This is a genomic window from Acidovorax sp. GW821-FHT09A11 (assembly GCF_059418365.1).
Map to the genome: position 1 here is coordinate 112,573 of NZ_JBWKPS010000009.1, position 23,992 is coordinate 136,564.

At 67.1% G+C, this 23,992-nt stretch carries 25 protein-coding genes; 7 read left to right on the forward strand and 18 right to left on the reverse strand.

All coding sequences use genetic code 11. The features are described 5' to 3' along the window. Positions 1 to 15: 15 nt before the first annotated feature. Positions 16 to 1,038, forward strand: coding sequence for a Bug family tripartite tricarboxylate transporter substrate binding protein (locus AC07PV_RS20445; protein ID WP_492253796.1), 1,023 nt, complete (start codon positions 16 to 18; stop codon positions 1,036 to 1,038). 251 nt (positions 1,039 to 1,289) lie between these two features. Continuing rightward, positions 1,290 to 1,892 carry a Crp/Fnr family transcriptional regulator gene (locus tag AC07PV_RS20450; RefSeq protein ID WP_492253797.1) on the forward strand — a complete coding sequence of 201 codons (603 nt, stop codon included), beginning with the start codon at positions 1,290 to 1,292 and terminating at the stop codon, positions 1,890 to 1,892. A gap of 18 nt (positions 1,893 to 1,910) precedes the next feature. Here AC07PV_RS20450 and AC07PV_RS20455 read toward each other — a convergent pair whose 3' ends face one another. The 6 genes from AC07PV_RS20455 to AC07PV_RS20480 all read right to left on the reverse strand — a co-directional run bounded on the left by AC07PV_RS20455 (position 1,911) and on the right by AC07PV_RS20480 (position 8,180). Next, positions 1,911 to 3,629: a putative bifunctional diguanylate cyclase/phosphodiesterase gene (locus AC07PV_RS20455; RefSeq protein ID WP_494631173.1), complete on the reverse strand. Its 1,719-nt coding sequence runs from the start codon at positions 3,627 to 3,629 to the stop codon at positions 1,911 to 1,913. A gap of 389 nt (positions 3,630 to 4,018) precedes the next feature. After that, entirely contained in the window at positions 4,019 to 4,636 is a 618-nt protein-coding gene (locus AC07PV_RS20460; RefSeq protein ID WP_218295940.1) for an SCO family protein, read from the reverse strand. Between the two features lie 8 nt (positions 4,637 to 4,644). Continuing rightward, entirely contained in the window at positions 4,645 to 5,547 is a 903-nt protein-coding gene (cyoE, locus tag AC07PV_RS20465) for a heme o synthase (RefSeq protein WP_218295941.1), read from the reverse strand. After that, positions 5,544 to 6,722 carry a COX15/CtaA family protein gene (locus tag AC07PV_RS20470; protein WP_494631175.1) on the reverse strand — a complete coding sequence of 393 codons (1,179 nt, stop codon included), beginning with the start codon at positions 6,720 to 6,722 and terminating at the stop codon, positions 5,544 to 5,546. Before AC07PV_RS20470 ends, cyoE begins: the two co-directional genes overlap by 4 nt. Then, complete coding sequence (locus tag AC07PV_RS20475) at positions 6,722 to 7,465, reverse strand: redox-active disulfide-containing membrane protein (protein ID WP_218295943.1); 744 nt, start codon at positions 7,463 to 7,465, stop codon at positions 6,722 to 6,724. Before AC07PV_RS20475 ends, AC07PV_RS20470 begins: the two co-directional genes overlap by 1 nt. Next, positions 7,407 to 8,180 (reverse strand): SURF1 family protein, encoded by a 774-nt coding sequence (locus AC07PV_RS20480; RefSeq protein WP_492246391.1) that lies wholly within the window; start codon positions 8,178 to 8,180, stop codon positions 7,407 to 7,409. Before AC07PV_RS20480 ends, AC07PV_RS20475 begins: the two co-directional genes overlap by 59 nt. A 15-nt stretch (positions 8,181 to 8,195) precedes the next feature. Here AC07PV_RS20480 and AC07PV_RS20485 point away from each other — a divergent pair, with 15 nt between their 5' ends. Beyond that, positions 8,196 to 8,417 carry a twin transmembrane helix small protein gene (locus tag AC07PV_RS20485; RefSeq protein ID WP_218295945.1) on the forward strand — a complete coding sequence of 74 codons (222 nt, stop codon included), beginning with the start codon at positions 8,196 to 8,198 and terminating at the stop codon, positions 8,415 to 8,417. A 114-nt stretch (positions 8,418 to 8,531) separates the two neighbouring features. On the opposite strand, the gene AC07PV_RS20490 is transcribed toward AC07PV_RS20485, so the two are convergent. From AC07PV_RS20490 to AC07PV_RS20525, 8 genes are all read right to left on the reverse strand, one after another. Next, positions 8,532 to 9,413: a cytochrome c oxidase subunit 3 gene (locus AC07PV_RS20490; RefSeq protein WP_218339571.1), complete on the reverse strand. Its 882-nt coding sequence runs from the start codon at positions 9,411 to 9,413 to the stop codon at positions 8,532 to 8,534. Between the two features lie 68 nt (positions 9,414 to 9,481). Further along, positions 9,482 to 9,706: a DUF2970 domain-containing protein gene (locus AC07PV_RS20495; protein ID WP_218339572.1), complete on the reverse strand. Its 225-nt coding sequence runs from the start codon at positions 9,704 to 9,706 to the stop codon at positions 9,482 to 9,484. After that, the gene (locus tag AC07PV_RS20500) at positions 9,703 to 10,338 is read right to left on the reverse strand and encodes a cytochrome c oxidase assembly protein (RefSeq protein ID WP_218295948.1); all 636 of its coding nucleotides are present in this window, start codon (positions 10,336 to 10,338) and stop codon (positions 9,703 to 9,705) included. The genes AC07PV_RS20495 and AC07PV_RS20500 overlap by 4 nt, the downstream gene beginning before the upstream one ends. Positions 10,339 to 10,351: 13 nt before the next feature. Continuing rightward, entirely contained in the window at positions 10,352 to 10,462 is a 111-nt protein-coding gene (locus AC07PV_RS20505; RefSeq protein ID WP_218296306.1) for a cytochrome oxidase small assembly protein, read from the reverse strand. Between the two features lie 11 nt (positions 10,463 to 10,473). Beyond that, positions 10,474 to 12,108, reverse strand: a complete 1,635-nt coding sequence (gene ctaD / locus AC07PV_RS20510; protein WP_218295949.1) for a cytochrome c oxidase subunit I — start codon at positions 12,106 to 12,108, stop codon at positions 10,474 to 10,476. A 30-nt stretch (positions 12,109 to 12,138) separates the two neighbouring features. Beyond that, the gene (coxB, locus tag AC07PV_RS20515) at positions 12,139 to 13,308 is read right to left on the reverse strand and encodes a cytochrome c oxidase subunit II (protein WP_218295950.1); all 1,170 of its coding nucleotides are present in this window, start codon (positions 13,306 to 13,308) and stop codon (positions 12,139 to 12,141) included. Positions 13,309 to 13,367: 59 nt separating this feature from the next. After that, positions 13,368 to 13,844 (reverse strand): DUF2244 domain-containing protein, encoded by a 477-nt coding sequence (locus AC07PV_RS20520; protein ID WP_494631176.1) that lies wholly within the window; start codon positions 13,842 to 13,844, stop codon positions 13,368 to 13,370. Positions 13,845 to 13,996: 152 nt separating this feature from the next. Further along, complete coding sequence (locus tag AC07PV_RS20525) at positions 13,997 to 14,899, reverse strand: biotin synthase (RefSeq protein WP_494631178.1); 903 nt, start codon at positions 14,897 to 14,899, stop codon at positions 13,997 to 13,999. 26 nt (positions 14,900 to 14,925) lie between these two features. Here AC07PV_RS20525 and AC07PV_RS20530 point away from each other — a divergent pair, with 26 nt between their 5' ends. Both AC07PV_RS20530 and AC07PV_RS20535 read left to right on the forward strand, forming a co-directional pair. Beyond that, positions 14,926 to 15,648 carry a ComF family protein gene (locus AC07PV_RS20530; RefSeq protein ID WP_494631179.1) on the forward strand — a complete coding sequence of 241 codons (723 nt, stop codon included), beginning with the start codon at positions 14,926 to 14,928 and terminating at the stop codon, positions 15,646 to 15,648. A gap of 62 nt (positions 15,649 to 15,710) precedes the next feature. After that, the gene (locus tag AC07PV_RS20535; RefSeq protein ID WP_494598367.1) at positions 15,711 to 16,238 is read left to right on the forward strand and encodes a tRNA (cytidine(34)-2'-O)-methyltransferase; all 528 of its coding nucleotides are present in this window, start codon (positions 15,711 to 15,713) and stop codon (positions 16,236 to 16,238) included. A gap of 84 nt (positions 16,239 to 16,322) precedes the next feature. Here AC07PV_RS20535 and AC07PV_RS20540 read toward each other — a convergent pair whose 3' ends face one another. The 4 genes from AC07PV_RS20540 to AC07PV_RS20555 all read right to left on the reverse strand — a co-directional run bounded on the left by AC07PV_RS20540 (position 16,323) and on the right by AC07PV_RS20555 (position 19,317). After that, positions 16,323 to 17,264, reverse strand: a complete 942-nt coding sequence (locus AC07PV_RS20540; RefSeq protein ID WP_218295955.1) for a LysR family transcriptional regulator — start codon at positions 17,262 to 17,264, stop codon at positions 16,323 to 16,325. 32 nt (positions 17,265 to 17,296) lie between these two features. Then, positions 17,297 to 17,761: a MaoC family dehydratase gene (locus AC07PV_RS20545; protein WP_094291360.1), complete on the reverse strand. Its 465-nt coding sequence runs from the start codon at positions 17,759 to 17,761 to the stop codon at positions 17,297 to 17,299. A 177-nt stretch (positions 17,762 to 17,938) separates the two neighbouring features. Further along, the gene (locus AC07PV_RS20550; RefSeq protein WP_218295956.1) at positions 17,939 to 18,559 is read right to left on the reverse strand and encodes a nucleotide-binding protein; all 621 of its coding nucleotides are present in this window, start codon (positions 18,557 to 18,559) and stop codon (positions 17,939 to 17,941) included. A gap of 119 nt (positions 18,560 to 18,678) precedes the next feature. After that, a complete protein-coding gene (locus AC07PV_RS20555; protein ID WP_218339573.1) occupies positions 18,679 to 19,317 on the reverse strand; it encodes a LysE family translocator in 639 nt (212 codons plus the stop codon). A gap of 248 nt (positions 19,318 to 19,565) precedes the next feature. Between AC07PV_RS20555 and kefC the strand changes: the two genes are divergently transcribed. Both kefC and AC07PV_RS20565 read left to right on the forward strand, forming a co-directional pair. Continuing rightward, positions 19,566 to 21,473, forward strand: coding sequence for a glutathione-regulated potassium-efflux system protein KefC (gene kefC, locus AC07PV_RS20560; RefSeq protein WP_494631181.1), 1,908 nt, complete (start codon positions 19,566 to 19,568; stop codon positions 21,471 to 21,473). A 292-nt stretch (positions 21,474 to 21,765) separates the two neighbouring features. After that, positions 21,766 to 23,958, forward strand: coding sequence for a TonB-dependent siderophore receptor (locus AC07PV_RS20565; RefSeq protein WP_369643200.1), 2,193 nt, complete (start codon positions 21,766 to 21,768; stop codon positions 23,956 to 23,958). Positions 23,959 to 23,992 lie beyond the last annotated feature (34 nt).

Here is a 23,992-nt window from a genome sequence, read left to right on the forward strand (position 1 = left end):
GAGGAGACCCACCCCATGTCACGCCCCGTTTCCCGCCGCGCATCGCTGCTGATCGCCCTGGCCGCCGCATCCCCCTGGGCACTCGCCCAGAACACCGCCAGGCCTTCGGCCCCCGCCGCGGCCGCGCAGGTCTGGCCGAACAAGCCGCTGAAGATCATCGTGGGCTTTCCGGCCGGCACCTCGCCCGACCTCACCGCGCGCGCTTTCTCGGAACCCCTGTCCAAGGCCCTGGGCCAGCCGGTGATCGTGGAAAACAAGGTGGGGGCAGGCGGCAACATCGGCGCCGACGCGGTGGCCAAGGCGCGTGATGACCACACCATCGGCCTGATGATCAACGGCAACATGACCATCGCCAAGATGATCAACCCTGCCGTGCCCTACGATCCGCTCAAGGACCTGGCGCCGCTCAGCCTCATCGGCACGTCGCCCCTGGTGCTGACCGCGCCCGTCACGCAGCCGGGCGTACCCGCCAACAGCGACGCGCGCGACTTCTTCGTGGCGGCGCGCAACGGCGGCGACAAATGGAGCTATGGCACGCCGGGCGTGGGCACCGTGGGCCACATCGGCACCGAGCTGCTGAAGTCGCGCAGCAACATCAACCCCGTGCACGTCCCGTATCCGGGCTACCCGCAAGTCGCCAATGCCATGCTGGGCGGCCAGCTGCAGATGGCGCTGCTGCCCCCGGCGCTCGCCCAGGCCCAGGTGCGCGCCGGCAAGCTGCGCGCCATCGGCGTCACCTCGGCGGGCCGCAGCCCGCTGGCACCCGATATCCCGAGCCTGTCGGAAGCCGGTATCCGGGGCTTCAACCTGGAAATCTGGAATGCGTTTGCCGCGCCGGCCACGATGCCCAAGCCACTGCAGGCCAAGCTGGCCGCCGTGATCAGCGAGATCGCCCGCAGCGAAGACATGCGCAACAAGCTCTTTCAGCAGGGATGGCAGGTGGCAGGCACCTCGCCCGAGGGGCTGGCCAACCGCATCAAGGCCGACACCAGCCTGCTGGGCGGCGTGATTGCGATGCGCGGGATCAAGGCGGAGTAGAGTCCCACAGGCCATCGGCGGGCGGCATACATTTTGTTGCAGCGCGCCATGAACCCGGGTAAGGTCCATGGATCCTGCCCGGGTTTTTTGTTCCGGGCCCTGCCGCCCCGGAATCCCACGCCCGCATGCCCCATTGCCGTACCACCCCATCCCTGCCTTCCGGTGGCGGGTGCTGCCTCTGCGCAGGACAGCAGCAGTGCCTGCTGGGCCGGCAAGACGAAAAACGGCGCGCTGGCTGGAAGCCCCTTCTGGTGGAGCGTCCGGTGCGCAAGGGCGAGTTGCTGTTGCGGCAGGGGCAATCGGGGCAGAAGACGTTCAAGATCGTCAAGACCGGCATCGTCGTGGTGCTGTGCAGCGGCGAGGACGGCGTGGAGCGGCCGATCGGCCTGTTCGGCGCCGGGCAGCCCCTGGGCTCGACGGCGCTCGTGCAGGAACCGGCCGCCGTGTCCTGCCGGGCGTTGACCGCGGGGCGCATCTGCGAGGTGCCCGTGGAGGCGGTCCTCCAGCAGGGGCTGCTGGATTCCGAGTTGCTGCGGGGGCTTGCGCAAAGCTACGCCCACACGAACGCCCGCCTGGCCGACTGGGCACGCATCGCCCGCATCCGTGGGGTGACGGGGCAGCTGGCGGCCACCCTGCTCCAGCTGGCCAACCTGCAGCGCAGCTCCCTGGTGCGGCTGCCCAGCCACCAGGTGCTGGCCGATCTTCTCTCCACCACCCGGGAAACCATTGCGCGCACGCTGCGCCAGCTCGCGCTGCGCCATGGGCTGGTGCGCCGCGACCGCTGGCATTGTGAAATCCAGCGCGATGTCCTGATCGGGCTGGCGGGCGGCCCGGCGCAACAAACCGGCACCTAGCCTCCGCGCGCGCAGCCCTTACAGAACGGCGGAATCCTCGCTCGCCCGTTGCGCCAGCAGAAGCTGCGCGACGTGGGCTGGCGCCACCGCCCGGGAGTACAGCCACCCCTGGTAGGCATCGCAGCCGTACTGCGCCAGCAGGCCCAGCTGTTCCGCAGTTTCGACCCCTTCGGCCACGACGTGCAAGCCCAGTGTCTTGGCCAGCACGATGATGGCCTGCACGAGGACCGCATCGCCGTTGCTGTGCAGCAGAGGGTGGATGAACTCGCGATCGATCTTGATCCGGGAGACCGGCAAGTGCTTCAGGTACGCCAGGGATGAATGGCCCGTGCCGAAGTCGTCCAGGGCGATGCACACGCCCAGCGCCTGCAGGCGGCACAGCACATCGCGGGCCTGCGCGGGGTCCGCCATGGCCTCGGATTCGGTCACCTCGATCTCCAGCAGGTCGGGCCGCGCGCCATGAAGGGCCAGGCTGCGTTCGATCTGCTCCACCAGGTCGGTCTGGCGCAGCTGCTGCGCGGACAGGTTGATCGCCACGCGCAGCGGCAGGCCCGCCCGGTCCCATTCGGCGATCTGCTGGCACGCCGTGCCGATCACCCACGCACCCACGGCAAGGATCAGGCCCGTCGCCTCCGCCACGGGAATGAAACGGGTCGGGGGAACCTCGCCCAGCTGGGGATCGGTCCACCGCAGCAACGCCTCCACCGCCTGGATGCGGCCGCTGCCCACCTCCACCTGCGGCTGGTAGTGCAGATGGAGCCCGCCGTAGGCCAGGGCCAGCTTGAGGCGCTCGTGCAGTTGCAGCTTCTCCGCCATGCGGGCGCCCAGCGGCGGCTCGTAGAACGCGTAGTTCGCGCGGCCGGACTCCTTGGCGTGGTACATCGCCATGTCGGCATAGCGCATGAGGGTGGGGGCATCCTGCGCGTCCCGCGGGTACACGGCAATTCCCAGGCTCGCGCCGAAATCGAGTTCAAAGCCATGCATCTGAAAGGGCTGGCACAGCGCCGCGAGGACCTGGGCGGCCACCTGTTCCACATCGCGGACCTGCGCGATGTGCGGCAGCAGCACGGTGAATTCGTCCCCACCCAGCCGTGCCAGCGTATCGCCGCCGCGCAGGACACTCTTGAGCCTGCGCGCCACTTCCACAAGCACCCGGTCCCCCGCGGCGTGTCCATAGCCATCGTTGACGGCCTTGAAGTCGTCCAGGTCCAGCACCAGCAGCGCAAAGGAATGGCCGCCAAGCGCCGCTTCGGCAATGGCCTGCTCCAGCCGCTGGCCGAACTGCCAGCGGTTGACCAGGCCGGTCAGGGTGTCGTGCGTGGCCTGGAAGTGCATCTGGGCCTGCAGCCTGCGCACCTCCGAGATGTCGCGCACGAAGGCCACGGCCGTGCCGCCCTGCGCGTCGGTGTAGCCCAGGGCGATATCCACCGGCACGGACCGGCCGTCCTTGCGGGCGATCCACAGATCCCGCCCCATTCCCATGGGCCGGCGCGACGGCGACTGGAAGTAGCTGTCCAGATGGCGTCCATGCGCTTCCCGCAAGGCGGGCTGCAGCAGGAGGCTGACGGGGCTGCCGCACAACTCATCGGCCGCATAGCCGGAGATGGACTCCATGGCCGCGTTGGCCATGACGATGCGGCCGCCGCGGTCCACCAGCAGGATGCCGTCGGGGGCCGCGTTCGTGGCGGCCAGGATCAGCGCGCCCTCGTCGGCCGGTGAAAGGGGTGCCGCGGCCATCACCCCAGGTCCTTCTTCATTCTTCATCCTTCATCGCGTCGGGCCTGGCCAGGCCCGTCCCCGCCGCCCCGCCACAATGGCAGGCGGTTGCGCCGGGTGGCGTCTACGTACAAGCGCATCGATGCCAGATTCCTTTGAAAAATGGATGTCACCAGAGCACCTTGCCGCGCACGGGGGCAAGGCGCATCGCATGGAGCCATCCGCCAGCGGCGGCACAGGCCCTGGGGCCACTCTAGAGAATCACGCGGGCATTGGCATCCAGATGGCCCCGACCAGGGCCTGCAACTTGCCGCGAATGTGACGTATGTCGCGTTCCTGCCCCCCGGCGTGAGGCAAATCCACGACAAAAAGCCGGAGCAGGCGCCAGCAGCGCCCGGCGGCACATCCGGTCAGCCTGCTTCCGCCAGCAGCGCCTTCACGTCGGACGCCAGGGCCTGCGCTCCGCTGCCATAGCGGTTGTAGACGCGCAAGCGCCCTGCCGGGTCATAGACATAGCTGCCCGCCGAATGGTCCATGGTGTAGCTGGTGGGTGTCTTGCCGTCGACCTTCTTGTAGTAGATCTTGAAGTCCTTGGCGACGGCTGCCAGCTGCTCGGGCGAGCCGTACAGCGCCAGGAAGCTGGGGTCGAAGTTGGCCATGTAGGCCTTGAGCACCTCCGGCGTGTCGCGCTCGGGATCCACCGTCACGAAGATGCCCTGCAGGCGGTCGCCGTCCTTGCCCAGCATCTTCTTGACCTCGGCCAGCTCCTGCATGGAAGTGGGACACACGTCGGGACATTGCGTGAAGCCGAAGAAGACCACCACCACCTTGCCCGCGAAGTCCTTGATGTGGCGCGCCTGGCCGTTGTGGTCGGTCAAGGGGATGTCGCGGGCATAGTCCGCGCCGGTGATGTCCACGCCGCGAAACTCTGCCTTTTTCTCGGAACAGGCACTGAAAATGCCCGCAGCGCTTATGGACAAAGCGGCAAAAGCTATCGTTTTAAGAGCACTTCTTTTGAGCATGGGCATGGTCGGGTTCACAGCACGTAATGGTCCACCAGGAGGGCTGCAAACAGAGCGCTCAGGTGAATGAGGGAAAAGCGGAAGGTCTTGCGCGCCAGCGCGTCCGAGTAGTTGCGCCACAGCGCGAAGCCGTAGCCGCAAAAGCCTGCGCTCAGCACCACGGCGGCGGCCAGGTAGATCCACGAACTCATGCCGTAGACGAAGGGCATCAGGCAGCCCGCGAACAGGATCAGGGTGTACAGGAATACCTGCAGGCGGGTGAACTCGTTGCCATGCGTCACCGGCAGCATGGGCAGGCCGGACTTGCGGTAGTCCTCCACCCGGTACAGGGCCAGCGCCCAGAAGTGGGGAGGCGTCCACAGGAAGATGATGAGGAACAGGATGAGCGCTTCCGGTCCCACATCGTTCGTCATGGCCGCCCAGCCCAGCACGGGGGGCATGGCGCCGGACGCGCCGCCAATCACGATGTTTTGCGGCGTGAGGGGCTTGAGGATCACCGTGTAGACGACCGCATAGCCCACGAAGGTGGCGAACGTGAGCCACATCGTGAGCGGGTTCACCCAGAAATACAGCAGCGCGGACCCCGCCGCGCACAGCACGGCCGAGAACAGCAGCGTCTGCGCGTTGGACAGTTCTCCCTTGGCCGTGGGGCGCCAGGCGGTGCGCTTCATCTTGGCGTCGATACCCTGCTCCACGATGCAGTTGAAAGCGGCTGCCGCGCCGGCCACCAGCCACACGCCCGCGCAGGCCAGGGCCATCAGCCCCAGCTGCGGTGCGGAAGGAAGCCCAGGCACGGCCAGCACCATGCCGATGAGCGCACAAAAGACGATGAGCTGGACCACACGGGGCTTGGTCAGCGCATAGAACTGCGACAGGCGCGAGGGCGGGGAAACAACGGCGGGGGCAGCAGCACTCATGCGGACACTCTCGATGCGCCCGATGGCGCGGAAAACTCTTGGGGCGCGGATGCCGCGCGGCTGGACACCAGGGCCCAGGTCAATACCACCACCAGCGCCGCGGCGCCGCCGGTGTGCAGCACGGCGGCCACCAGCGGCCAGTCCAGAACCACGTTGGACAGGCCCGTGGCCAGCTGCAGCAGCGCAAGCCCCGCCAGCCAGCGGCACTGGGCGGGCAACACATGCGCCCGCCGAAGGCCCCACCACACGATGCCCAACGCTGCGAGCACTGCATAGGCCATCAACCGGTGCGCATAGTGGATGGCCGTGAGACCGGCGAAGCTGATGTGGTTGCCATCCTGCAGCATGCCCAGCGCGCGCCAGACCTGGAAACCCTGGCCAAAGTCCATCTCGGGCCACCAGCTCCCCTGGCAGGTGGGAAAGGTGGTGCACGCCAGCACCGCGTAGTTGGTGCTGACCCATCCGCCCAGCACCACTTGCAGGGCCACGAGCACGCTGGTGGCGACCAGGCCCCAGCGCAGCCCCGTCGAGAGGCGCACGGGCGTGCGGCCCTGGGCGCGGTGGGTATGGCGAACCGCCTGCACGCACAGCAGCGCCAGCAGCACCAGCCCCCCGATGAGGTGCAGCGTGACGATGGCCGGAAACAGCTTCATCGTCACCGTCAAGGCGCCAAAGGCCCCCTGCAGGCAGACCCAGAACAGCGTGAAGGTGGGCCACCACGGGCTGACGGGAGGCCCCTCGCCCCCGTCGCGGCGGGCCTTGCGGTGCTGCACCCAGGCCGACACGGTGAGCACGATGATGAGCACGCCCACACCGGTGGCCAGGTAGCGGTGGATCATCTCGACCCAGGCCTTGCCATGGGTCACGGGGCCGGTGGGCATGGCCTGCTGGGCAGCGGAGATCTCGGTGTGCGCGCCCACGGGGCTGGCGCTGCCGTAGCAGCCGGGCCAGTCAGGACAGCCCAGGCCCGAATCGGTCAGGCGCGTGAAGGCGCCGAACAGCACCAGGTCAAAGGTCAGGAACAGGGTGAGCACGGTCAGCGCCTGCAGGCGCCGCATGGGAGAGCTGCCACGGTTGCGCAGGCCGACCCAGGCCAGGGGGCCGAGCGCTATCAGCACGCCCAGCAGCATGAGCCGGGCGATGGGCGCCAGATCGTAGAGCGGCTGGGCGTCCATCACGGCTTTCCGGGGCGTCCGGCTTCATCCCAGGAAGACGACGCGCGCAACAGGCGTTCAAGATCCCGCTTGGCCTTGGCCGCGCCGGCCGTGTCCATCGCCGCAGGAAACCGCATCATCCAGTTGCCCATCGGGTCCACGACATACAGGTGCTCGGCGGACCGATGGCCTTCGGCGGGGGCCAGCCAGGCGCCCAGCGCGGCGCCGTCCACCCGCAGCACCGTCGCCTTCTGCAGGGCGGGCGCGAGCTCGGCCGGCACGCTGGCGGCATCATTCACCAGCCAGACCCAGTCCACCCGGTCTTTTTCCTTGCCCAGGCTTTCACGCAGCTGGCGCTGCAGGTACAGGTGCTTCTGGCAGTCCGCGTCGCAGGCACCGCCCGCCACGCTGACCAGGAGCCACTGCCCCTTCAGAGACGCCAGCGAGACGGCATTGCCGTCCAGCGACGTGGCGTCGACCTGCGGCATGGTGCGCTGGGGGTCGATCAGTTCGCCGTAGTTGCGGCGGCCCTCGGGGCGAACCACGTAGTAGGTGAAATACGAGGCGATGACCGGGGCCGCGCAGATGAGCAGGACGCCGAACATCTTCCATCGCCCATGGCGGGCACGCTGGGCCGTGGCCACGGCGCCGTCCGCGGGGGGCAGCGTGTGCACGGTAAGGCCCAGAGGGTGGTCCCCATGGGCCTCAGGCGGCAGGCTGGCTGCGCGGGCGAATGAAGCGTCGGACGATTTGGAACCAGACATAGAGAAGTGCAATCAGGCCGCAGAGCCCGAACCATTGAAATGCGTAACCGTAATGCTTGTCGACGCCCGCGCCGACCACGGGCCAGTCGCGTTGCAGCCCCTCGCCTGCTTCGCCCGTCTGCAACACCGTGAGGTTGGCGAGCGCAAGACCGGTTTCGGTGCGGAACGCTGCCAGGTCGAGATTTTGCCGGATGCGGGAAGACCCCTGTGCGCTATCGGCCCCCTGGAAGTCATACAGGCGCGAAGGCGGGAGCGCCACGCGGCCCTGCACGCGCACCACCTGGTCCTGCACGGTCTGCACCCGCGGCAGCTGCGTGCGGTCCTGGAAGTTGCGAGCGGCCCAGCCACGCTGCACCAGCACCACCGCGCCGCTGCCTTCGGCCAGCTGCAGCGGTGTCAGCACGAAAAACCCGGGGCGGCCGTGCATCTGGCGGTTGTCAAGGTACACGGTGTGCTCCGGCAGCCACCGGCCTTCCAGCACCACGGCACGGTGCACGAGCGCTGCCGCATCCGGCTGCGCCGCGGCCGCGAGCAGCGTTCTGGCGTCGACGGCGGGCATGCGGCCACGCTCCTCCAGCATGGCTTGCAGGGCCTCCTTCTCCGCGGCGCGCGACAGCTGCCAGCGGCCGAGCGAGGCCGTGGCCAGCATGCCGGCCACCGCAGCAAGGGTGATCAGCCAGAAACGCAGGCCCAGGGGACGACGTGACACTGTCACAGGATAATGTTCTCCATGAAATACCTCGTAGTGGTGGCGTTCATCGCCATTCTGGCCAGCCTGGCCTCCGCCCTGTTCTTCATGATGCGCAATGGCCGCAACGACAAGGCCAAGGGCAGCCACATGGCCAAGGCACTCGCGGTGCGCGTGGGGCTCTCCATCGTGCTCTTCCTGTGCATCCTGGTGGCGTGGAAGCTGGGCTACATCCAGCCCACCGGCCTGCCGGCCTCCCGTTGACCGGGGCCATGAAGCGGCAGTGGCCCAAGCCCCGCATACCCCCTTCTCATCCCGCCCTGGCCCTGCCAACAAAAAAAGCGCCGCGAGGCGCTTTTTTGTTGGCAGCGTGCCTGGTTACATCCAGTAGACCAGCACGTACAGGCCCAGCCACACCACGTCCACGAAGTGCCAGTACCACGCGGCGCCTTCGAAGCCGAAGTGCTTGTCCGCGGTGAAATGCCCCTTCTGCAGGCGCAGCGTGATCACCAGCAGCATCAGCATGCCCAGGAACACGTGAAAACCGTGGAAACCCGTGAGCATGAAGAACGTGGAGCCGAACACGCCGGAGCTGAGCTTGAGGTTCAGGTCGGTGTAGAGATGGAAGTACTCGTAGCCTTGCACCAGCAGGAACACGAAGCCCAGCAGCACCGTGGCCCACATGAAGCCGATGGTCTTGCCACGGTGGTTTTCGCGCAATGCATGGTGGGCAATGGTCAGCGTCACGCCCGACGTCAGCAGCAGCGCCGTGTTGATGGTGGGCAGCCAGAAGGGGCCCACGGTCTGGAAGGGTTCGACGATGCCGGCCGGCGAGGCGGTGGCACCGGCGGCAAGGCTGGGCCAGACCGCCTTGAAATCGGGCCACAGCAGCGCGTTGTCCAGGCTGCCCAGAGCGGGCACCGAGTGCGAACGCGCCCACCACAGTGCCGTGAAGAACGCGCCGAAGAACATCACTTCCGAGAAGATGAACCAGCTCATGCTCCAGCGGTACGACAGGTCGATCTTGTGGCCGTACAGGCCGCCTTCGCTCTCGCGCACCGCATCGCCGAACCACTGGTACAGCGTGAACAGCCACCACACCAGGCCCAGTGCCAGGGAATACTTGCCCCAGTCGTGGCCATTGATCCACTGGCCCGCGCCCAGAATGACGAAGAACAGACCGGTTGCCGCCATCACCGGATGACGCGACTCTGCGGGTACATAGTAGTACGGGGTTCCGCCGTGGGTTGATGCACTCATTTCAGCTCCTGACTCTCAAAATCTTTGTTTTCGGCTTTGTTGTTGCGGATACGGTTCCAGCAACCCATTCACACGACCCAGTTCACCAACGCGATCAGGCCGATCACCAGCAGAAAGACGGCCACCAGCCCCACCACGATGATATGCAGCGGGTTGAGCTTTTCGACATCCTGCTGGTACTCGCTGCCCTTGCGCAGACCTATCAGCGACCACGCCACCGCCCGCACCGTGCGCAGCAGCGATCCCTTGCGCTCGTGGGGCTTCACCACCGGCTGCTCCACTGGCGTATTCATGAACCCGCTCCCGCCGCTGGAGAGACCAGGGGCGCGGACAGGCCCACGGCGGCAGTGGACTGCGGTGCTGCCGGCGTCTTGCCACCCACCTCGAAGAACGTGTAGGACAGCGTGATGGTCGTCACGTCCTTGGAAATACGCGGATCAATCACAAATGCCACGGGCCATTCCTTTTTTTCTCCAGGCTCCAGCGTGTACTGGTTGAAGCAAAAGCACTCCAGCTTGTTGAAGTGCGCCGCGGCCTGGCGCGGTGCATAGCTCGGTATGGCTTGCGCAGCCATGCGGCGGTTCTGCACGTTCTGGAACTCGTACATCACGGTCGTCAGCTCGCCGGGGTGCACCTGCACCGAACGCTGGGCGGGCTTGAAATCCCACGGGCCGCGCGCGTTGGCGTCGAACTCCACCGTGATCGTGCGGGTCTTGTCCACCTGCGTGTTGCCCGGCACCTTGACATCCTTGCCGGCCACGCCGTTGCCCGGCACCTGCCGCTCGGACAGCGACAGGATGTTGATGCCCGTCATCTCGCAGATGTGCTTGTAGATGGGGATCAGCACATAGCCGAAGGCGAACATGCCGGCCGCGATCACGACCAGCTTGCCGACCATCTTGGCGTTTTCGCGGTGCAGGCTCATGGCAGGTGCGGGCTCAGCGGGACAGCAGAACGACCTTGACCATGAACCCGACGAAGAACACCACCGCGACGGACGCCAGGATCAGCGCCATCCGCAGGTTGCTCTTTTTCTGTTCGGGTGTCATGGGCATGGTGTTCAGCCGATCACGCGGGTGGCCGTGGCGTCCAGCTTGGGGGGATTCTCGAACGTATGGAAAGGTGCTGGCGACGGGACTTCCCATTCCAGGCCTTCGGCGCCGTCCCAGGGCTTGGCCGCAGCCTTCTCGCCCTTGCCGCGCATGGCGGGGATGATCACCGCCACGAAGAAGTACACCTGCGCGAGACCGAAGCCCAGCGCGCCCACCGAAGCGATGGCGTTGAAGTCGGCGAACTGCATCGGGTAGTCGGCATAACGGCGTGGCATGCCGGCCAGGCCCAGGAAGTGCATCGGGAAGAAGGTGATGTTGAAGAAGATCAGCGAGGACCAGAAGTGGATCTGGCCGCGCGTTTCGGAGTACATCACGCCGGTCCACTTGGGCAGCCAGTAGTACACGCCCGCGAACATCGAGAACAGCGAGCCGGCCACCAGCACGTAGTGGAAGTGGGCCACCACGTAGTAGGTGTCCTGCAGCTGGATGTCGATGGGCGCCATGGCCAGGATCAGGCCGGTGAAGCCACCCATGGTGAACACGAAGATGAAGCCCACGGCGAACAGCATGGGGGTCTCGAACGTCATGGAGCCGCGCCACATGGTGGCGATCCAGTTGAAGATCTTCACGGCCGTGGGCACGGAGATCAGCATGGTGGCGTACATGAAGAACAGCTGGCCCGTCACGGGCATGCCGGTCGTGAACATGTGGTGTGCCCACACGATGAACGACAGGATGGCGATGGAGGAGGTCGCGTACACCATGGAGGCGTAGCCGAAGAGCTTCTTGCGTGCGAACGCGGGCACGATCTGGCTGATGATGCCGAAGGCCGGCAAGATCATGATGTACACCTCGGGGTGGCCGAAGAACCAGAAGATGTGCTGGTACATCACCGGGTCACCGCCGCCGGCGGGGTTGAAGAAGCTGGTGCCGAAGTGGCGGTCCGTCAGCGTCATGGTGATGGCGCCAGCCAGCACGGGCATCACGGCGATCAGCAGGTAGGCGGTGATCAGCCAGGTCCAGGCGAACATGGGCATCTTCATCAGCGTCATGCCGGGCGCGCGCATGTTCAGGATGGTCACGATGATGTTGATCGAGCCCATGATGGACGAGGCACCCAGGATGTGCATCGCGAAGATGCCGGCGTCCATGGAGGGGCCCATCTGCAGCGTCAGCGGCGCGTACAGCGTCCAGCCCGCGGCGGGTGCGCCACCGGGCATGAAGAACGAGCTCACCAGCATGATGGCCGCGGGGATCATCAGCCAGAAGCTGAAGTTGTTCATGCGCGCGAAGGCCATGTCGGATGCGCCGATCTGCAGCGGGATCATCCAGTTCGCGAAGCCCACGAAGGCCGGCATGATGGCGCCGAACACCATGATGAGGCCGTGCATGGTGGTGAGCTGGTTGAACAGCTCGGGGTTCACCAGCTGCAGGCCGGGCTGGAACAGCTCGGCGCGGATCAGCAGTGCCAGGACGCCGCCGACCATCAGCATGGCGAAGGCGAACAGCAGGTACAGGGTACCGATGTCCTTGTGGTTGGTGGCGAACACCCAGCGGCGCCAGCCGGTGGGGCCGTGGTGGTGGTCGTGGCCGTCGTGTGCGTGATCGCCCGCGTGCCCGTGGTTGTCGAGAACTGCGCTCATTTTGGATTCCTCAATACGATAGGGCGATGATTACTTGCCACGCTGGGCCACGATTTCAGCAGGCTGCACCAGCTGGCCGGTCTTGTTGGACCAGGAGTTCTTCGTGTAGCTCACCACTGCGGCGATGTCGGTATCGCTCAGCTGAGCCCATGCAGGCATCGCGCCATTGGCCGCGCCCTTGAGCACGACCTGGATCTGCTTGGCGTGGTCCGCATCCAGCACGATGGCCGAGCCGTCCAGCGGCTTGATGGGACCGGCGCCCTTGCCGTTGGCCTGGTGGCAGGCCGCGCAGTTGGCCGCATACACCTTCTCGCCGCGCTTCATGATGTCGTCCAGGGTCCACACCTTGGTGGGGTCGTCCAGCTTGGCCGCGGCCTTCTTCTTTTGCTCGCCCACCCAGGCGGTGTAGTCCTCGGCGGACACGACCTTCACGTGGATGGGCATGTAGGCGTGTTCCTTGCCGCACAGTTCGGCGCACTGGCCATAGTAGTCACCGATCTTCTCGGCGCGGAACCAGGTGTCGCGCACGAAGCCGGGGATCGCGTCCTGCTTGATGCCGAAGGCGGGCACCATGAAGGCATGGATCACGTCGTTGGCGGTGGTGATGATGCGGACCTTCTTGCCCACGGGCACCACCATCGGATTGTCCACCTTCAGCAGGTAGTTGGCAGGGGCGTCCTTGACGTTGCCGCTGTCGGACATCACGCGGTGGCTGCTGTCCAGCGTGGAGATGAAGGCCAGGCCCTCGCCTTCGCCGGTGATGTAGTCGTAGCCCCACTTCCACTGGTAGCCCGTGGTCTTGATGGTGAGGTCGGCATTGGTCGTGTCCTTCTGGGCCACCAGCACCTTCGTGGCGGGCAGGGCCATCAGGATCACGATGATGAACGGAACAATGGTCCACACCACTTCCACCGTCACGGACTCATGGAAATTGGCCGATTTGGCGCCCTTGGAACGGCGGTGCTTCCAGATCGAGTAGAACATCACGGAGAACACTGCAACAAAGATCACCGTGCAGATGATCAGCATCATCCAGTGCAGAAAATGCTGCTCTTCTGCGATCTTGGTGACGGGCGGCGCCAGGTTCAGCTGGTTGACTGCGGGGCCGCCAGGCAGGTCCTGAACGGCATGGGCTGCGGAACCCACCCATGCACCGGCAATCAGCAGCAGAGAAGCCAGCTTGTTGGAAATGCTCTTCATAGTTCTCACTTACTTCTAAGCCTCAATTTAACCAATCCCTTTCGCGCGCCTGCGTGGGGTCAGGCGGCGCGCAAGGCCATGCGGATCTCCGATGCCAGGACCGGCCGAAGCTCGGGGCGCACATAGCGCCCCACTTCGACCGAACGGCCCTGCGCAGACAGCATGATCAGCGAACGGTCTCCGGTCTTGGGTTCTACGCGAACCCGGCTCCGGTCAAACTCGGCACGCTCCAGCTTGCCTGCTGTCTCCAGTTCCACCACGAGGCGCGAGCCCTGCAGTGAAATCCTCTCGCCATCCGCCGCATGGCGACCGTACATGGCGAATGCAATTCCTACAGCCACAATTTCGAGCCATGCGAAGGGCATGACCAGACGGGCACCGAGCATCCAGAAGAAAGCCGCGATACCCAGCGACATCAGGCACAGCGACAGGTACGTCCAACCCAGTTGCGCCGGCGTGACCGAGCAATTGCGAACGAGACGCCAGTCGATGCGCTGACCCGACACCGTGGCAAAACGAAAAACCAAGCCCGTCACCAGAAGTGCTCACAAGACTGCCGGCTGAAGGTGCCTGCCATGCGTTGCCGCGACAGGCGCAGCCTGCAAGGTTGCGCGGGAAGATGCCCGAAATCTCAATAACCCGGAATTGTAGCGTGCCTTGTTCCATGTCATTGACACGGAGTTACAGACTAGCTCTCCTTGCCGCCCTGTCGCAGCATGGTGCGCATGTCCTGCAGCGACACGGCACTGCTGGGGCTCACGCGCACGCGCGGCGCGGGCTTGAACGCATGCCCGTAGATGATCTCGAAGGTCAGCGCCAGTTGCCCTGCGTTGCCAGGGTCCGCCAGCCGGTGCGCCAGCGCTTCGTACAGCCGCTCGCGCCAGCGCCGCCCGCGCAGCGCGCCAAAACGCGCGGGGTGCAGGTTGCAGCCCAGTTCCTGCAACTCCCGCACCAGCCGCTGCGGGGTGGCGAAGGTCAGCGTGATGCGCTCCATGTCCATCACAGGCTCGGCAAAGCCCGCGTGCACCAGCATGTCCCCCCAGTCGTGCATGTCCGTGAACGCATGCCCGGCAGGAGGCAAGCCCAGCTCGGCGTACACCGCATGCAGCTCGCGCAGCGTGTCGGGGCCCAGGCACGAGAACATCAGGTAGCCATCCACGGCCAGGGCACGGTGCCATTGCGCGATCAGCGCCTGCGGGTCCGCTGCCGTGTGCAGCGCCATGTTGGCCCAGAGCATCTGCACGCTCGCATCCGCCGGCGCACCCAGCTGCGGGTTGCCGGCGCCCCAGCGGGCGGGACTCCACCAGGGCCTGGCCAGGGCCTGCCGCGCCACCTCCTGGCAATGCGCGGCCGTCTCGTAGATCTGGCAGCGTGCCTTGGGAAAGCGTGCGCTCACCAGCGTATGTGCGTGCAGCCCTCCGCGCACCGCATCCCAATGGCACCACGATTCGGGAGCCTGGCGGATCCACTGCAGGCGGTCCTCCATGCGGCGCGCCACCTCCTCATGGAGCCAGGGGGACAACGCAGGGGCCGCCGCATGCCAGCGGGCCGCAGCAACGGGATCAATGGTGGGGGGACGCTCGGAGGGCATGGCAGGACGGGCGAGTATATTGATTCATGCTTTTCACGGGCTTGCTAGGGATTTCGCGCCCTCTTCGCACCTGGGCGGACAAGGTGCCCAGCCAGTGCGCCGCCTGCCATGCATGGCCGTCGCAGCGGATCTGCAATGCCTGCGCGGCGCGCTTTGCCCAGCCCGCCACACGCTGCCAGCGCTGCGCCCTGCGGGTCCCCCCGGGGGTCGCCGTCTGCGGCGCCTGCGTGCACAGCCCGCCCAGCTTCGATGCCTGCGTGGCCGCCGTGGACTACGCCTACCCATGGGCCGACGCGCTCGCGCACTTCAAGTTCCGGGGTGACCCCGGGTGGGCCAGGGCCCTGGCCACGCTGATGCGCAGCACGCCCTGGATGGAACCGGCCCTGGACGCGGCGGACCGCGTGCTGCCGATACCGCTGTCGGCCGAGCGCCTGCGCGAGCGGGGATTCAACCAGTCCGCGCTCCTCGCAAGGCATCTGGCAGGCCCCAGGAGCGACACCCGGACCCTGCTGCGCCTGCACGCCAGCGAGGCACAGAGCGGACTGCCTCGGGCGCAGCGCCTGCGCAACCTGCGGGGTGCGTTTGCCATCGAGCCCGCGCATGCGGCGGCCCTGCGGGGCCAGCGCGTGGTGCTGGTCGACGATGTGATGACCACGGGCGCCACGATGCAGGCCGCCACGCAGGCACTGCGCGAGGCGGGCGTGGCGCATGTCACCTGCGCAGTCCTCGCGCGCACGGGGCTGGACTAGCGGGATACTTTTGATTACGAGCGGTTGCTCAACTCACACGCCGGGCGATGACAATAGCCAGCATGTTCCATATCGTCCTCGTCGAACCCGAGATCCCGCCCAACACCGGGAATGTGATTCGCCTGGCGGCCAACACCGGGTGCACCCTGCACCTGATCGAGCCCCTGGGGTTCACGATGGAGGACAGGCAGATGCGGCGTGCGGGGCTCGACTACCACGAGTACGCCCAGGTGCAGATCCACCCCGGCTGGACCGCCTTCCTGCGCGATGCCCAGCCCGACCCCTCCCGCATGTTCGCCATGACGACCCACGGCTCGCAGCCGGTGCACTCCACCTGTTTCCTGCCGGGCGACTGGCTGGTGTTTGGCGCCGAGACGCGGGGTCTTCCACCCGAGCTGCGCGACAGCTTCCCACCCGCGCAGCGCCTGCGGCTGCCGATGGTGGCAGGCCAGCGCAGCCTAAATCTGTCCAACGCCGTGGCGGTGACGGTGTTCGAGGCCTGGCGCCAGAACAGTTTTGCGATGCCCGATGGCGAGATCACCGTCGAGCCAGAAGGCACCATCATCAGCGGATTCGCCCAGCTGGGCTGACGCAGGCCGTTCATCGCCGCCTGCGGCCGGCCGGGGGAACATGACCCGGCCACCAGAGCGGAAACCGCCGCCCCAGCCAGCCCGCTAGCCTGCCTGCCCGCGCTGTTCGGCCATGGCCAGGGGCACCTGCTCGCTCAGGAAGTCCAGGAACACCTTGGTGCGCGCGGGCAGCATGCGGCCCGAGGGCAGCGCGGCATAGATGGTGTAGCGCGAAAAGATCCACGCGGGCAGGATGTGCACCAGCTCTCCGCGGGCCAGGTGTTCTTCGGCCAGCAGGCGCGACGTGACCGCCACCCCCGCGCCGTCCACCGCCGCGCGCAGCAGCAGTTCGGTGCTGACAGACTGCAGCACCGCCGGCATGTCGATTTCCTGGGCCGGCAGATTGCCGGAGAGGGATTGCAGGCGCAGCTTGCGGCCAGGCCCCGTCTGGGAACGGGCGGCCATGCCCGAGTCGCGCAGGTAGTCGTGCTGCAGCAGGTCCTGCGGCTCGCGCGGAATACCCTTGCGTTCCAGGTAGTCGGGCGACGCCACCACGATGGCCTCGCCCTTCAGCAGCGGGCGCGCCACGATGTTGGCGTCGAAGTCCTCTCCCGCCACCATGATGGTCACGTCGTATTCGTCCACCCGCGCCGAGGCATAGGCGTCCAGGTCGATGTCGAGCAGCAGCTTGGGAAACTCCGCATGCCACAGCGCCACCATGGGCGCCAGGAAGTTGGTGGCCAGCACCGGGGCCGCGACGATGCGGATGGTGCCGCGCAGGTCGCGCGTGTTCGCGGCGGCGGCCGCCTCGGCGTCGTCGATCTCGTGCAGGATGGTGCGCACACGCTGCAGGTAGGCATCGCCCGCATCGGTGAGGGCCAGCTTGCGGGTGGTGCGCTGCAGCAGGCGTGTGCCCAGGTGCTGCTCCAGTTCGGCCACCATGCGGGTGACCACGGGGGGCGACATGTCCATGGCCCGGGCGGCGGCGGCAAAGCCGCCCTCCTCCACCACGCGCTCGAACACCTTCATGGCTTGCAGGCGGTCCATGGGTCAGACCTCCTGCCCGCGAGGGGCCAGGCTCAGGCGGGTGCCCCGAAATTTCTCGCAAGCGATTCGGCCACGCACACGGGTTTGTCGCTGCCCTCGCGTTCCACGGTCACCAGCCACGTCATCTGCATGCCATCGGGCGCCACCGGCTCGGCCGCCTGCAGCGTGAGGCGCGCGCGCAGGCGGCTTCCCACCGGCACCGGCGCGGTGAAGCGCACCTTGTTGAGCCCGTAGTTCACGCCCATGCGCGCACCCTCGATGGTCAGGCCCGCCTCGAAGAACTGCGGAATCAGCGACAGCGTGAGAAACCCGTGGGCAATGGGCGCGCCAAACGGCCCCGCTTTCGCACGCTCGGGGTCCACGTGGATCCACTGGTGGTCGCCCGTGGCCTGGGCGAACAGGTTGACCTGTTCCTGCGTGATGGTGATCCAGTCGGTCACGGCGACCTCCTGGCCCACGCAGGCGCTGACTTCGGAGTAGGAGCGAAAGATTTTCATCACCCCAATGTAGCGCCGCAGCCGTGCGCGCCTTGTCTGGCACGGGACACCGTGCGCCCATCTGGCACACAACGCCAGCAACTGGCACTCCCCAGGCCAGTGCCACCGTGGATCTGGCTTTGCCAGTCCAGGGGTGGCGTCCCTCTCGGGGGAAGGCGCGCAGCGCCTCAGGGGGGTTCATGTGTCTAGCCACGTACAGATTCCTTGCCATTGCTCCAGGTCGCGCGCCACACGGCCCGGCGCCACGTCGAACAGCGTGAGGCCATGCGCCGCCAGGTGGATGTAGTTCTGCGTGTCGCGCAGGTAGCCCAGCACCGGAAACCCGAGGTTGTCCACGAAGTGGTGCAGCTGCTCGGCGGCCTTGGTGCGCGCGTCCACGCGCATGCCCACGATGCCCACGGGCACGCCCGCCGCGTGGCGGTGCTCGGCCAGCTGGTCCAGGAAGCTGCGCGTGGCGAAGATGTCGAACACGCTGGGCTGCAGCGGCACGATGATCTTGTCGGCCAGCTTGAGCACGTCGTTCAGGCGCCAGCCGTGCAGGCCGGCGGGCGTATCAAGCACCGCATGCGTGGTGCCCTTGGGCGGGCGGCTGATCACGTCCGAGCTGAGGCCGTCCCAGGCGCCGATGGGGCGCGCGGCCGGCGGGCGCAGGCCCAGCCAGAGCCTGGCGGACTCCTGCCGGTCGGTGTCGCCCAGGATCACGGGATGCCCCTGGCTCGCAAAGTAGCCCGCGATGTTGGTGGACAGCGTGGACTTGCCCACGCCGCCCTTCGGGTTGGCGACAACAACTACTGGCATGACAACCTCCTTGGAATCCGCGCATCCATGAAAATACAAGCCAAATCAGCCCCTGACGCTTGATGGACAAGCGCCAGCAGCTATCAAAATCAAAGCATCAGCAACACGCTGGGGCCACCTCAGGCGTGCTGGCCGCCACGCTTGACGAAGAACAGCCCCGCGCCCACCGCCATCAGCAGGCCGCCAAACACGCGGTTCTGCGCGCGCACCGCACGCGCGCTGCGCATCAGGCGGCGCAGGGCGCTGGCCCCGAAAGCGTAGCCGTGCATCACCACCACGTCCACCGTCACCGTGGTGGCGGCCATCACCAGGAGCTGCGTCCACAGCGGGCGCGTGTCGGTCATGAACTGGGGCAGCACGGCCACCATGAAGATGATGCCCTTGGGGTTGGTGGCGTTGGTCAGGAAGCCCGTGAGGCAGCGCTTTTGCCAGGTGCCCGCCGGTGCTTCCTCATCGCCCTGCACGGGCGATGCGTCGCCCGCGCGCCACTGGTTGAAGCCCACATAGATCAGGTAGCACGCGCCCAGCACCTTGACGACGCTGAAGGCCACCTCGGACGCCAGCAGCAGCGACCCCACGCCCGCCCCGGCAATCAGCAGGATCAGCAGCAGGCCCAGCTGCAGGCCGAAGATGGTGGCGCCCGTCTTGCGCACGCCGAACGACAGGCCATGGCTCATCGACAGCACGGCCCCCGAGCCCGGCGACACCGCGATCAGGCACGACGCCGCGAAAAAAGCCAGCCAAGTCTGCAAGTCCATGAAACACCGCGCCTGTAATCCGAGAAGGGCACGCATCTTAACAACGCGCCCGCGCCGCCGCCATGGCATGCACGAAGAGCGCCTCCAGCGCTTGTCCCACCAGCGCCAGATGCTATTAAAAGTGAAGCGCCGCAACAACATGCCTCGCCAGCCTCTCCACATCGCCGGGACGGTGCCAGAATCCTGACACGCCCACGCCCGCATCCCCGCGACGCCCCTTCCCCACGCCATCGCCCGCATCCCCCTCTATGGAACACGCCCCCACCTGGCTCACCTACGGCTTCCTGTACCTCACCGCCGCGGTGCTGGCCGTGCCCATCGCCAAGGCGCTGGGCCTCGGGGCCATCATCGGCTACCTCGCGGCGGGCATCGCCATCGGGCCCTGGGGCCTGGGGCTGGTGAGCAACGTGCAGGACATCCTGCACTTCGCCGAATTCGGCGTGGTGCTGATGCTGTTCCTCGTGGGGCTGGAGCTGCAACCGAGCCGCCTGTGGGCGCTGCGCCGCCCCATCTTCGGCACCGGCACCGCGCAGGTGCTGGGCTGCGCGGCCATGCTGTTCGCGCTGGGCGCCCTCGCCGGCCTGCCGTGGCGCGTGAGCCTGGTGGGCGCTTTGGGCCTGGCGCTGTCCTCCACGGCGATCGCGCTGCAGTCGCTGGCCGAGCGCAACCTCATGCGCACCCAGAGCGGGCAGGCGGGCTTTTCGATTTTGCTGTTCCAGGACGTGGCGGCCATCCCCATCCTGGCCCTGCTGCCGGTGCTGGGCGCCGCTGCGGGCGACGGCGCGGGCCACACGCCGGGCGAGATGGCGCTCGAGGTGCTCAAGATCGTGGGCGTGATCGCCGCCATCATCCTGGGCGGGCGCCTGCTGCTGCGCCCCGTGCTGCGCTGGATCGCCAAGAGCAACACGCCCGAGATTTTCACCGCCGCCGCGCTGCTGCTGGTGGTGGGCATCGCCTACCTGATGGTGATGGTGGGCCTGTCGATGGCGCTGGGCGCCTTCCTGGCCGGCGTGCTGCTGGCCGACAGCGAGTACCGGCGCGAGCTGGAGGCCGACATCGAGCCCTTCAAGGGCCTGCTGCTGGGGCTGTTCTTCATCGCCGTGGGCATGAGCATCGACTTCGGCGTGATCCTGCGCTCGCCGGGCCTCATGGCCGCCATCCTGGTCGGCTTCCTCGCGGCCAAGGCCATCGTGATCTACACGCTGGCCAAGCTGGTCAACATCCCGTACCAGGAGCGCCCGGTGTTCACGCTGCTGCTGGCCCAGGGCGGCGAATTCGCTTTCGTGGTGTTCCAGGCCGCCGCCGGTGCCAGCGTGTTCCCGGCCGAGACGGCCTCGCTGCTCATCGGCGCGGTGGCGCTGTCGATGCTGATCAGCCCGCTGCTGCTGGTGCTGCTGGACCGCGTGCTGCTGCGCCGCTACGCCCAGCTCAAGTCCGAGCCCCGGGCCGAGGAAATCTCCGAGCCCCAGGAGGCGCCCATCATCATCGCGGGCTTCGGCCGCTACGGGCAGATCGTCTCGCGCGTGCTGCTGGCCCAGGGCCTGCGCACCACCGTGCTGGACCACAGCGTGGAGATGCTGGAAGTGGCGCGCACCTTCGGCTACCGCGTGTTCTATGGCGACGCCACGCGGCTCGACCTGCTGCGCATCGCGGGCGCCGAACACGCCCGCATCCTGGTCATCGCCGTGGACGATGCCGAGCAGTCCCTCAAGATCGCCAAGCTTGCCCGCGAACACTTCCCCCAGCTGCAGGTGGTGGCCCGCGCGCGCGACGTCACGCACTGGAACAAGCTGCGCGACCTGGGTGTGACGCTGGTGCAGCGCGAACTGTTCGAGTCCAGCCTGCAAAGCGCGCACACGGTGCTGGAACTGATGGGCCTGGCGCCCGCCGAGGCCACGGCCATCACCCGGCGCTTTCGCACCCACAACATCGCCCTGGCCGACCGCATGTACCCGCACTACAAGGACCGCGCCAAGTTCATCGCGGTGGCGCGCGAGGGGCGCAACCAGTTCGCCGAGCAGATGGCCAAGGAGCGGCAGGAGAGCGCGGCGCTGGGGGCGGCGGGGGGCGCGTACCCCGGGTATGGCGAGCCCGGGAGCCCGCAGAGCGCCGACGGGGCGGCCAGCGCCCAGGATGTGGACAAAAGCAGGCCTTGACGCTGATCCATCAAGCGCCAGATGCTATCCGTTCAATAGCAAAAGACCGACGATTGCCGCGCGGGAGGGAGCACGGTCGTGCGCGCCCGCAAGCGGTCGGTCTTTGCGGCGGTGCCTGGCCGTCCGGCGGAACCGCGCAACGCGCACTGCGGCGCCGCTTGCATGGCCACCTCTCAAACGATAACTATTCGCATTAGAATACCCCCTCCTGCCAGCCAGCGTCCCGAAAAGCCACGCGAGCCAGCGCCTTCAGCGTTTGTCCGCCCTCGGCTTTCTCTCCATCGGGACTCCCATGTCTTTTCAGCCCTCGCGCGCGGCCCGTTTCTCGCCGCGCTCTTCGCTCGCCCCCTCTTCCTCCCCGTACCCCTGGGCCCGCAAGGCCGGGGTGTTTGCCCTGACCCCGCTGGCCCTGTGCCTCGCCCAGGCCGCCGTGGCACAGCAGGACGCCGATGCACCGGCGGCCGCCGCCCAGGTGGCCGCGCCGCAGCTCCAGGAAGTGCGCATCAATGCCAGCACCGAGAAGGACATGGGCTTTGCGCCCGTCGAGGCCCAGACCGCCGGCAAGGCGCCCATGCGCCGGCTGGAGACCCCGCAGTCCGTGAGCGTGGTCACGCGCGAGCAGATGGAGTCGCGCCAGATCACCAACGTGCAGCAGGCGCTGCAGACCGTGGCGGGCGTGAGCCCCGTCAACTTCGGGCGCCGGGGTTTTGACGACATCAACATCCGGGGCTTTCGCTCCACCGAATCCATCCTGGTCGACGGCCTGGTGCAAAGCCCCGGCATGTGGGCCAAGCTGCAGCCCTACGGCTACGAGCGCTTCGAGGTGCTCAAGGGCTCGGCCTCGGTGCTCTACGGCCAGGTGCAGCCCGGCGGCATCGTCAACGCGGTGAGCAAGCGGCCCAAGAAAGACGCGATCAACGAAGTGGGCGTGGAGGTGGGCAGCTTCGGCCAGCGCACGCTGCAGGCCGACGTGAACAAGCCGCTGTCCGAATCGGGCAAGACGGCGCTGCGCATCAATGCCCAGGTGTCCAACGCCGACGACCCCACGCAGTTCGTCTACCGCAAGGACCGGTGGTTCGCCCCGTCGCTGTCCATCGACCTGGGCGCGCAGACCGACCTGGTGCTGTTCGCCACCTACAGCCGCAGCGAGTGGATGCGCCAGCAGGGCATCACACCCTACGGCACGCTGCTGCCCAACCGCAACGGCACCCTGTCGCGCACGCTGTTCACGGGCGATCCTGCCTTTGGCGTGTACGACGTGGAGAGCACCACGCTGGGCTATGCGCTGGAGCACAAGGTGTCCGACGCGATGACGTTCCGCCAGAACGTGCGCTACGAGACCGAGAAGGGCACGGGCAACTTCGTCTCCAACCAGGCGCTGCAGGCCAACCAGCGGCTGCAGAACCGCCAGGCGTCGCGCCAGTACATGGACTATGACCTGCTGGCCACCGACACCTCGATGCTCACGCGCTTCGAGGCGCTGGGCGCCAAGCACCAGCTCGTCACGGGCCTGGACGTGCGCAGCGGCCACAGCCTGCTGGCCAGCCGCACCTGCCGCATCGGCGCGCTGGACCTGTTCGCGCCCGTCTACGGCATGCAGGCCACCTGCCCCACGGCGCTGACCAGCGACGCGCCCGCCAAGCTCACCGTGGCCGGGCTGTATGCGCAGGACCAGATCAAGTTCGGCCAGGGCTGGACGGCCCTGGTGGGCCTGCGCCGCGACTGGTCCACCAACGACACGAACAACCGCGTGGCCAACACGCAGACACGCCAGAAGGACAGCGCCACCACGCTGTCCGCCGGCCTGATGTACGAGTTCAAGCCCGGCTGGGCCGCGTACGGCAGCTACGGCGAATCGTTCCTGCCCCAATCGGGCCTGACCTTTGCGGGATCGAACTTCGTGCCCGAGACCGGCAAGCAGTGGGAGGCCGGCGTGAAGTATGAGTCGCCCAATGGCCAGCTCACCGGCGCGCTCGCCGTGTTCGACCTGGTGCGCGAGAACGTCACCACCGCCGACCCCGTGAACACCGGCTTCAGCGTGCAGACCGGCCAGCAGCGCGCGCGCGGCCTGGAGGTGGAGCTGGGCGCGGACATGAAGAACGGCTGGAAGCTGACCAGCGCCTACACCTACACGCAGACCAAGGTCACGCGCGACAACAACGCCGCCATCGTGGGCCTGCCGCTGAACCTCACGCCGCGCCACACGCTCACGGCCTGGGCCACCTACAAGCTGCCGCAGCACCAGCGCATCACGCTGGGCATGGGCGGGCGCTACGTCAGCGAGCAGATCGGCTCGTATCCCTTCACGCTGCCGTCGTATGTGGTGGCCGATGCGTCCATCAGCTACGCGGGCGACAACTACCGCGTGACGGCGGGGGTGAAGAACGTGTTCAACAAGGCGTACTACGACGGCGCGATCAACGCCAACGTGGTCTCGCCCGCATTGCCGCGCAGCTTCAACCTGGGCGTGACGTACTTCTTCTGACGCAGCGCCATCACCCCGCCACCGCGAGCCGACC

Excerpts from the sequence above, each read along its gene's own strand:
- AC07PV_RS20445 (WP_492253796.1), top strand. The coding sequence starts at position 16 with ATGTCACGCCCCGTTTCCCGCCGCGCATCGCTGCTGATCGCCCTGGCC.
- AC07PV_RS20455 (WP_494631173.1), bottom strand. The coding sequence starts at position 3,629 with ATGGCCGCGGCACCCCTTTCACCGGCCGACGAGGGCGCGCTGATCCTG.
- AC07PV_RS20460 (WP_218295940.1), bottom strand. The coding sequence starts at position 4,636 with ATGCCCATGCTCAAAAGAAGTGCTCTTAAAACGATAGCTTTTGCCGCT.
- cyoE (WP_218295941.1), bottom strand. The coding sequence starts at position 5,547 with ATGAGTGCTGCTGCCCCCGCCGTTGTTTCCCCGCCCTCGCGCCTGTCG.
- AC07PV_RS20470 (WP_494631175.1), bottom strand. The coding sequence starts at position 6,722 with ATGGACGCCCAGCCGCTCTACGATCTGGCGCCCATCGCCCGGCTCATG.
- AC07PV_RS20475 (WP_218295943.1), bottom strand. The coding sequence starts at position 7,465 with ATGTCTGGTTCCAAATCGTCCGACGCTTCATTCGCCCGCGCAGCCAGC.
- AC07PV_RS20485 (WP_218295945.1), top strand. The coding sequence starts at position 8,196 with ATGAAATACCTCGTAGTGGTGGCGTTCATCGCCATTCTGGCCAGCCTG.
- AC07PV_RS20490 (WP_218339571.1), bottom strand. The coding sequence starts at position 9,413 with ATGAGTGCATCAACCCACGGCGGAACCCCGTACTACTATGTACCCGCA.
- AC07PV_RS20495 (WP_218339572.1), bottom strand. The coding sequence starts at position 9,706 with ATGAATACGCCAGTGGAGCAGCCGGTGGTGAAGCCCCACGAGCGCAAG.
- AC07PV_RS20500 (WP_218295948.1), bottom strand. The coding sequence starts at position 10,338 with ATGAGCCTGCACCGCGAAAACGCCAAGATGGTCGGCAAGCTGGTCGTG.
- AC07PV_RS20505 (WP_218296306.1), bottom strand. The coding sequence starts at position 10,462 with ATGACACCCGAACAGAAAAAGAGCAACCTGCGGATGGCGCTGATCCTG.
- ctaD (WP_218295949.1), bottom strand. The coding sequence starts at position 12,108 with ATGAGCGCAGTTCTCGACAACCACGGGCACGCGGGCGATCACGCACAC.
- coxB (WP_218295950.1), bottom strand. The coding sequence starts at position 13,308 with ATGAAGAGCATTTCCAACAAGCTGGCTTCTCTGCTGCTGATTGCCGGT.
- AC07PV_RS20525 (WP_494631178.1), bottom strand. The coding sequence starts at position 14,899 with ATGCCCTCCGAGCGTCCCCCCACCATTGATCCCGTTGCTGCGGCCCGC.
- AC07PV_RS20530 (WP_494631179.1), top strand. The coding sequence starts at position 14,926 with ATGCTTTTCACGGGCTTGCTAGGGATTTCGCGCCCTCTTCGCACCTGG.
- AC07PV_RS20535 (WP_494598367.1), top strand. The coding sequence starts at position 15,711 with ATGTTCCATATCGTCCTCGTCGAACCCGAGATCCCGCCCAACACCGGG.
- AC07PV_RS20540 (WP_218295955.1), bottom strand. The coding sequence starts at position 17,264 with ATGGACCGCCTGCAAGCCATGAAGGTGTTCGAGCGCGTGGTGGAGGAG.
- AC07PV_RS20545 (WP_094291360.1), bottom strand. The coding sequence starts at position 17,761 with ATGAAAATCTTTCGCTCCTACTCCGAAGTCAGCGCCTGCGTGGGCCAG.
- AC07PV_RS20550 (WP_218295956.1), bottom strand. The coding sequence starts at position 18,559 with ATGCCAGTAGTTGTTGTCGCCAACCCGAAGGGCGGCGTGGGCAAGTCC.
- AC07PV_RS20555 (WP_218339573.1), bottom strand. The coding sequence starts at position 19,317 with ATGGACTTGCAGACTTGGCTGGCTTTTTTCGCGGCGTCGTGCCTGATC.
- kefC (WP_494631181.1), top strand. The coding sequence starts at position 19,566 with ATGGAACACGCCCCCACCTGGCTCACCTACGGCTTCCTGTACCTCACC.
- AC07PV_RS20565 (WP_369643200.1), top strand. The coding sequence starts at position 21,766 with ATGTCTTTTCAGCCCTCGCGCGCGGCCCGTTTCTCGCCGCGCTCTTCG.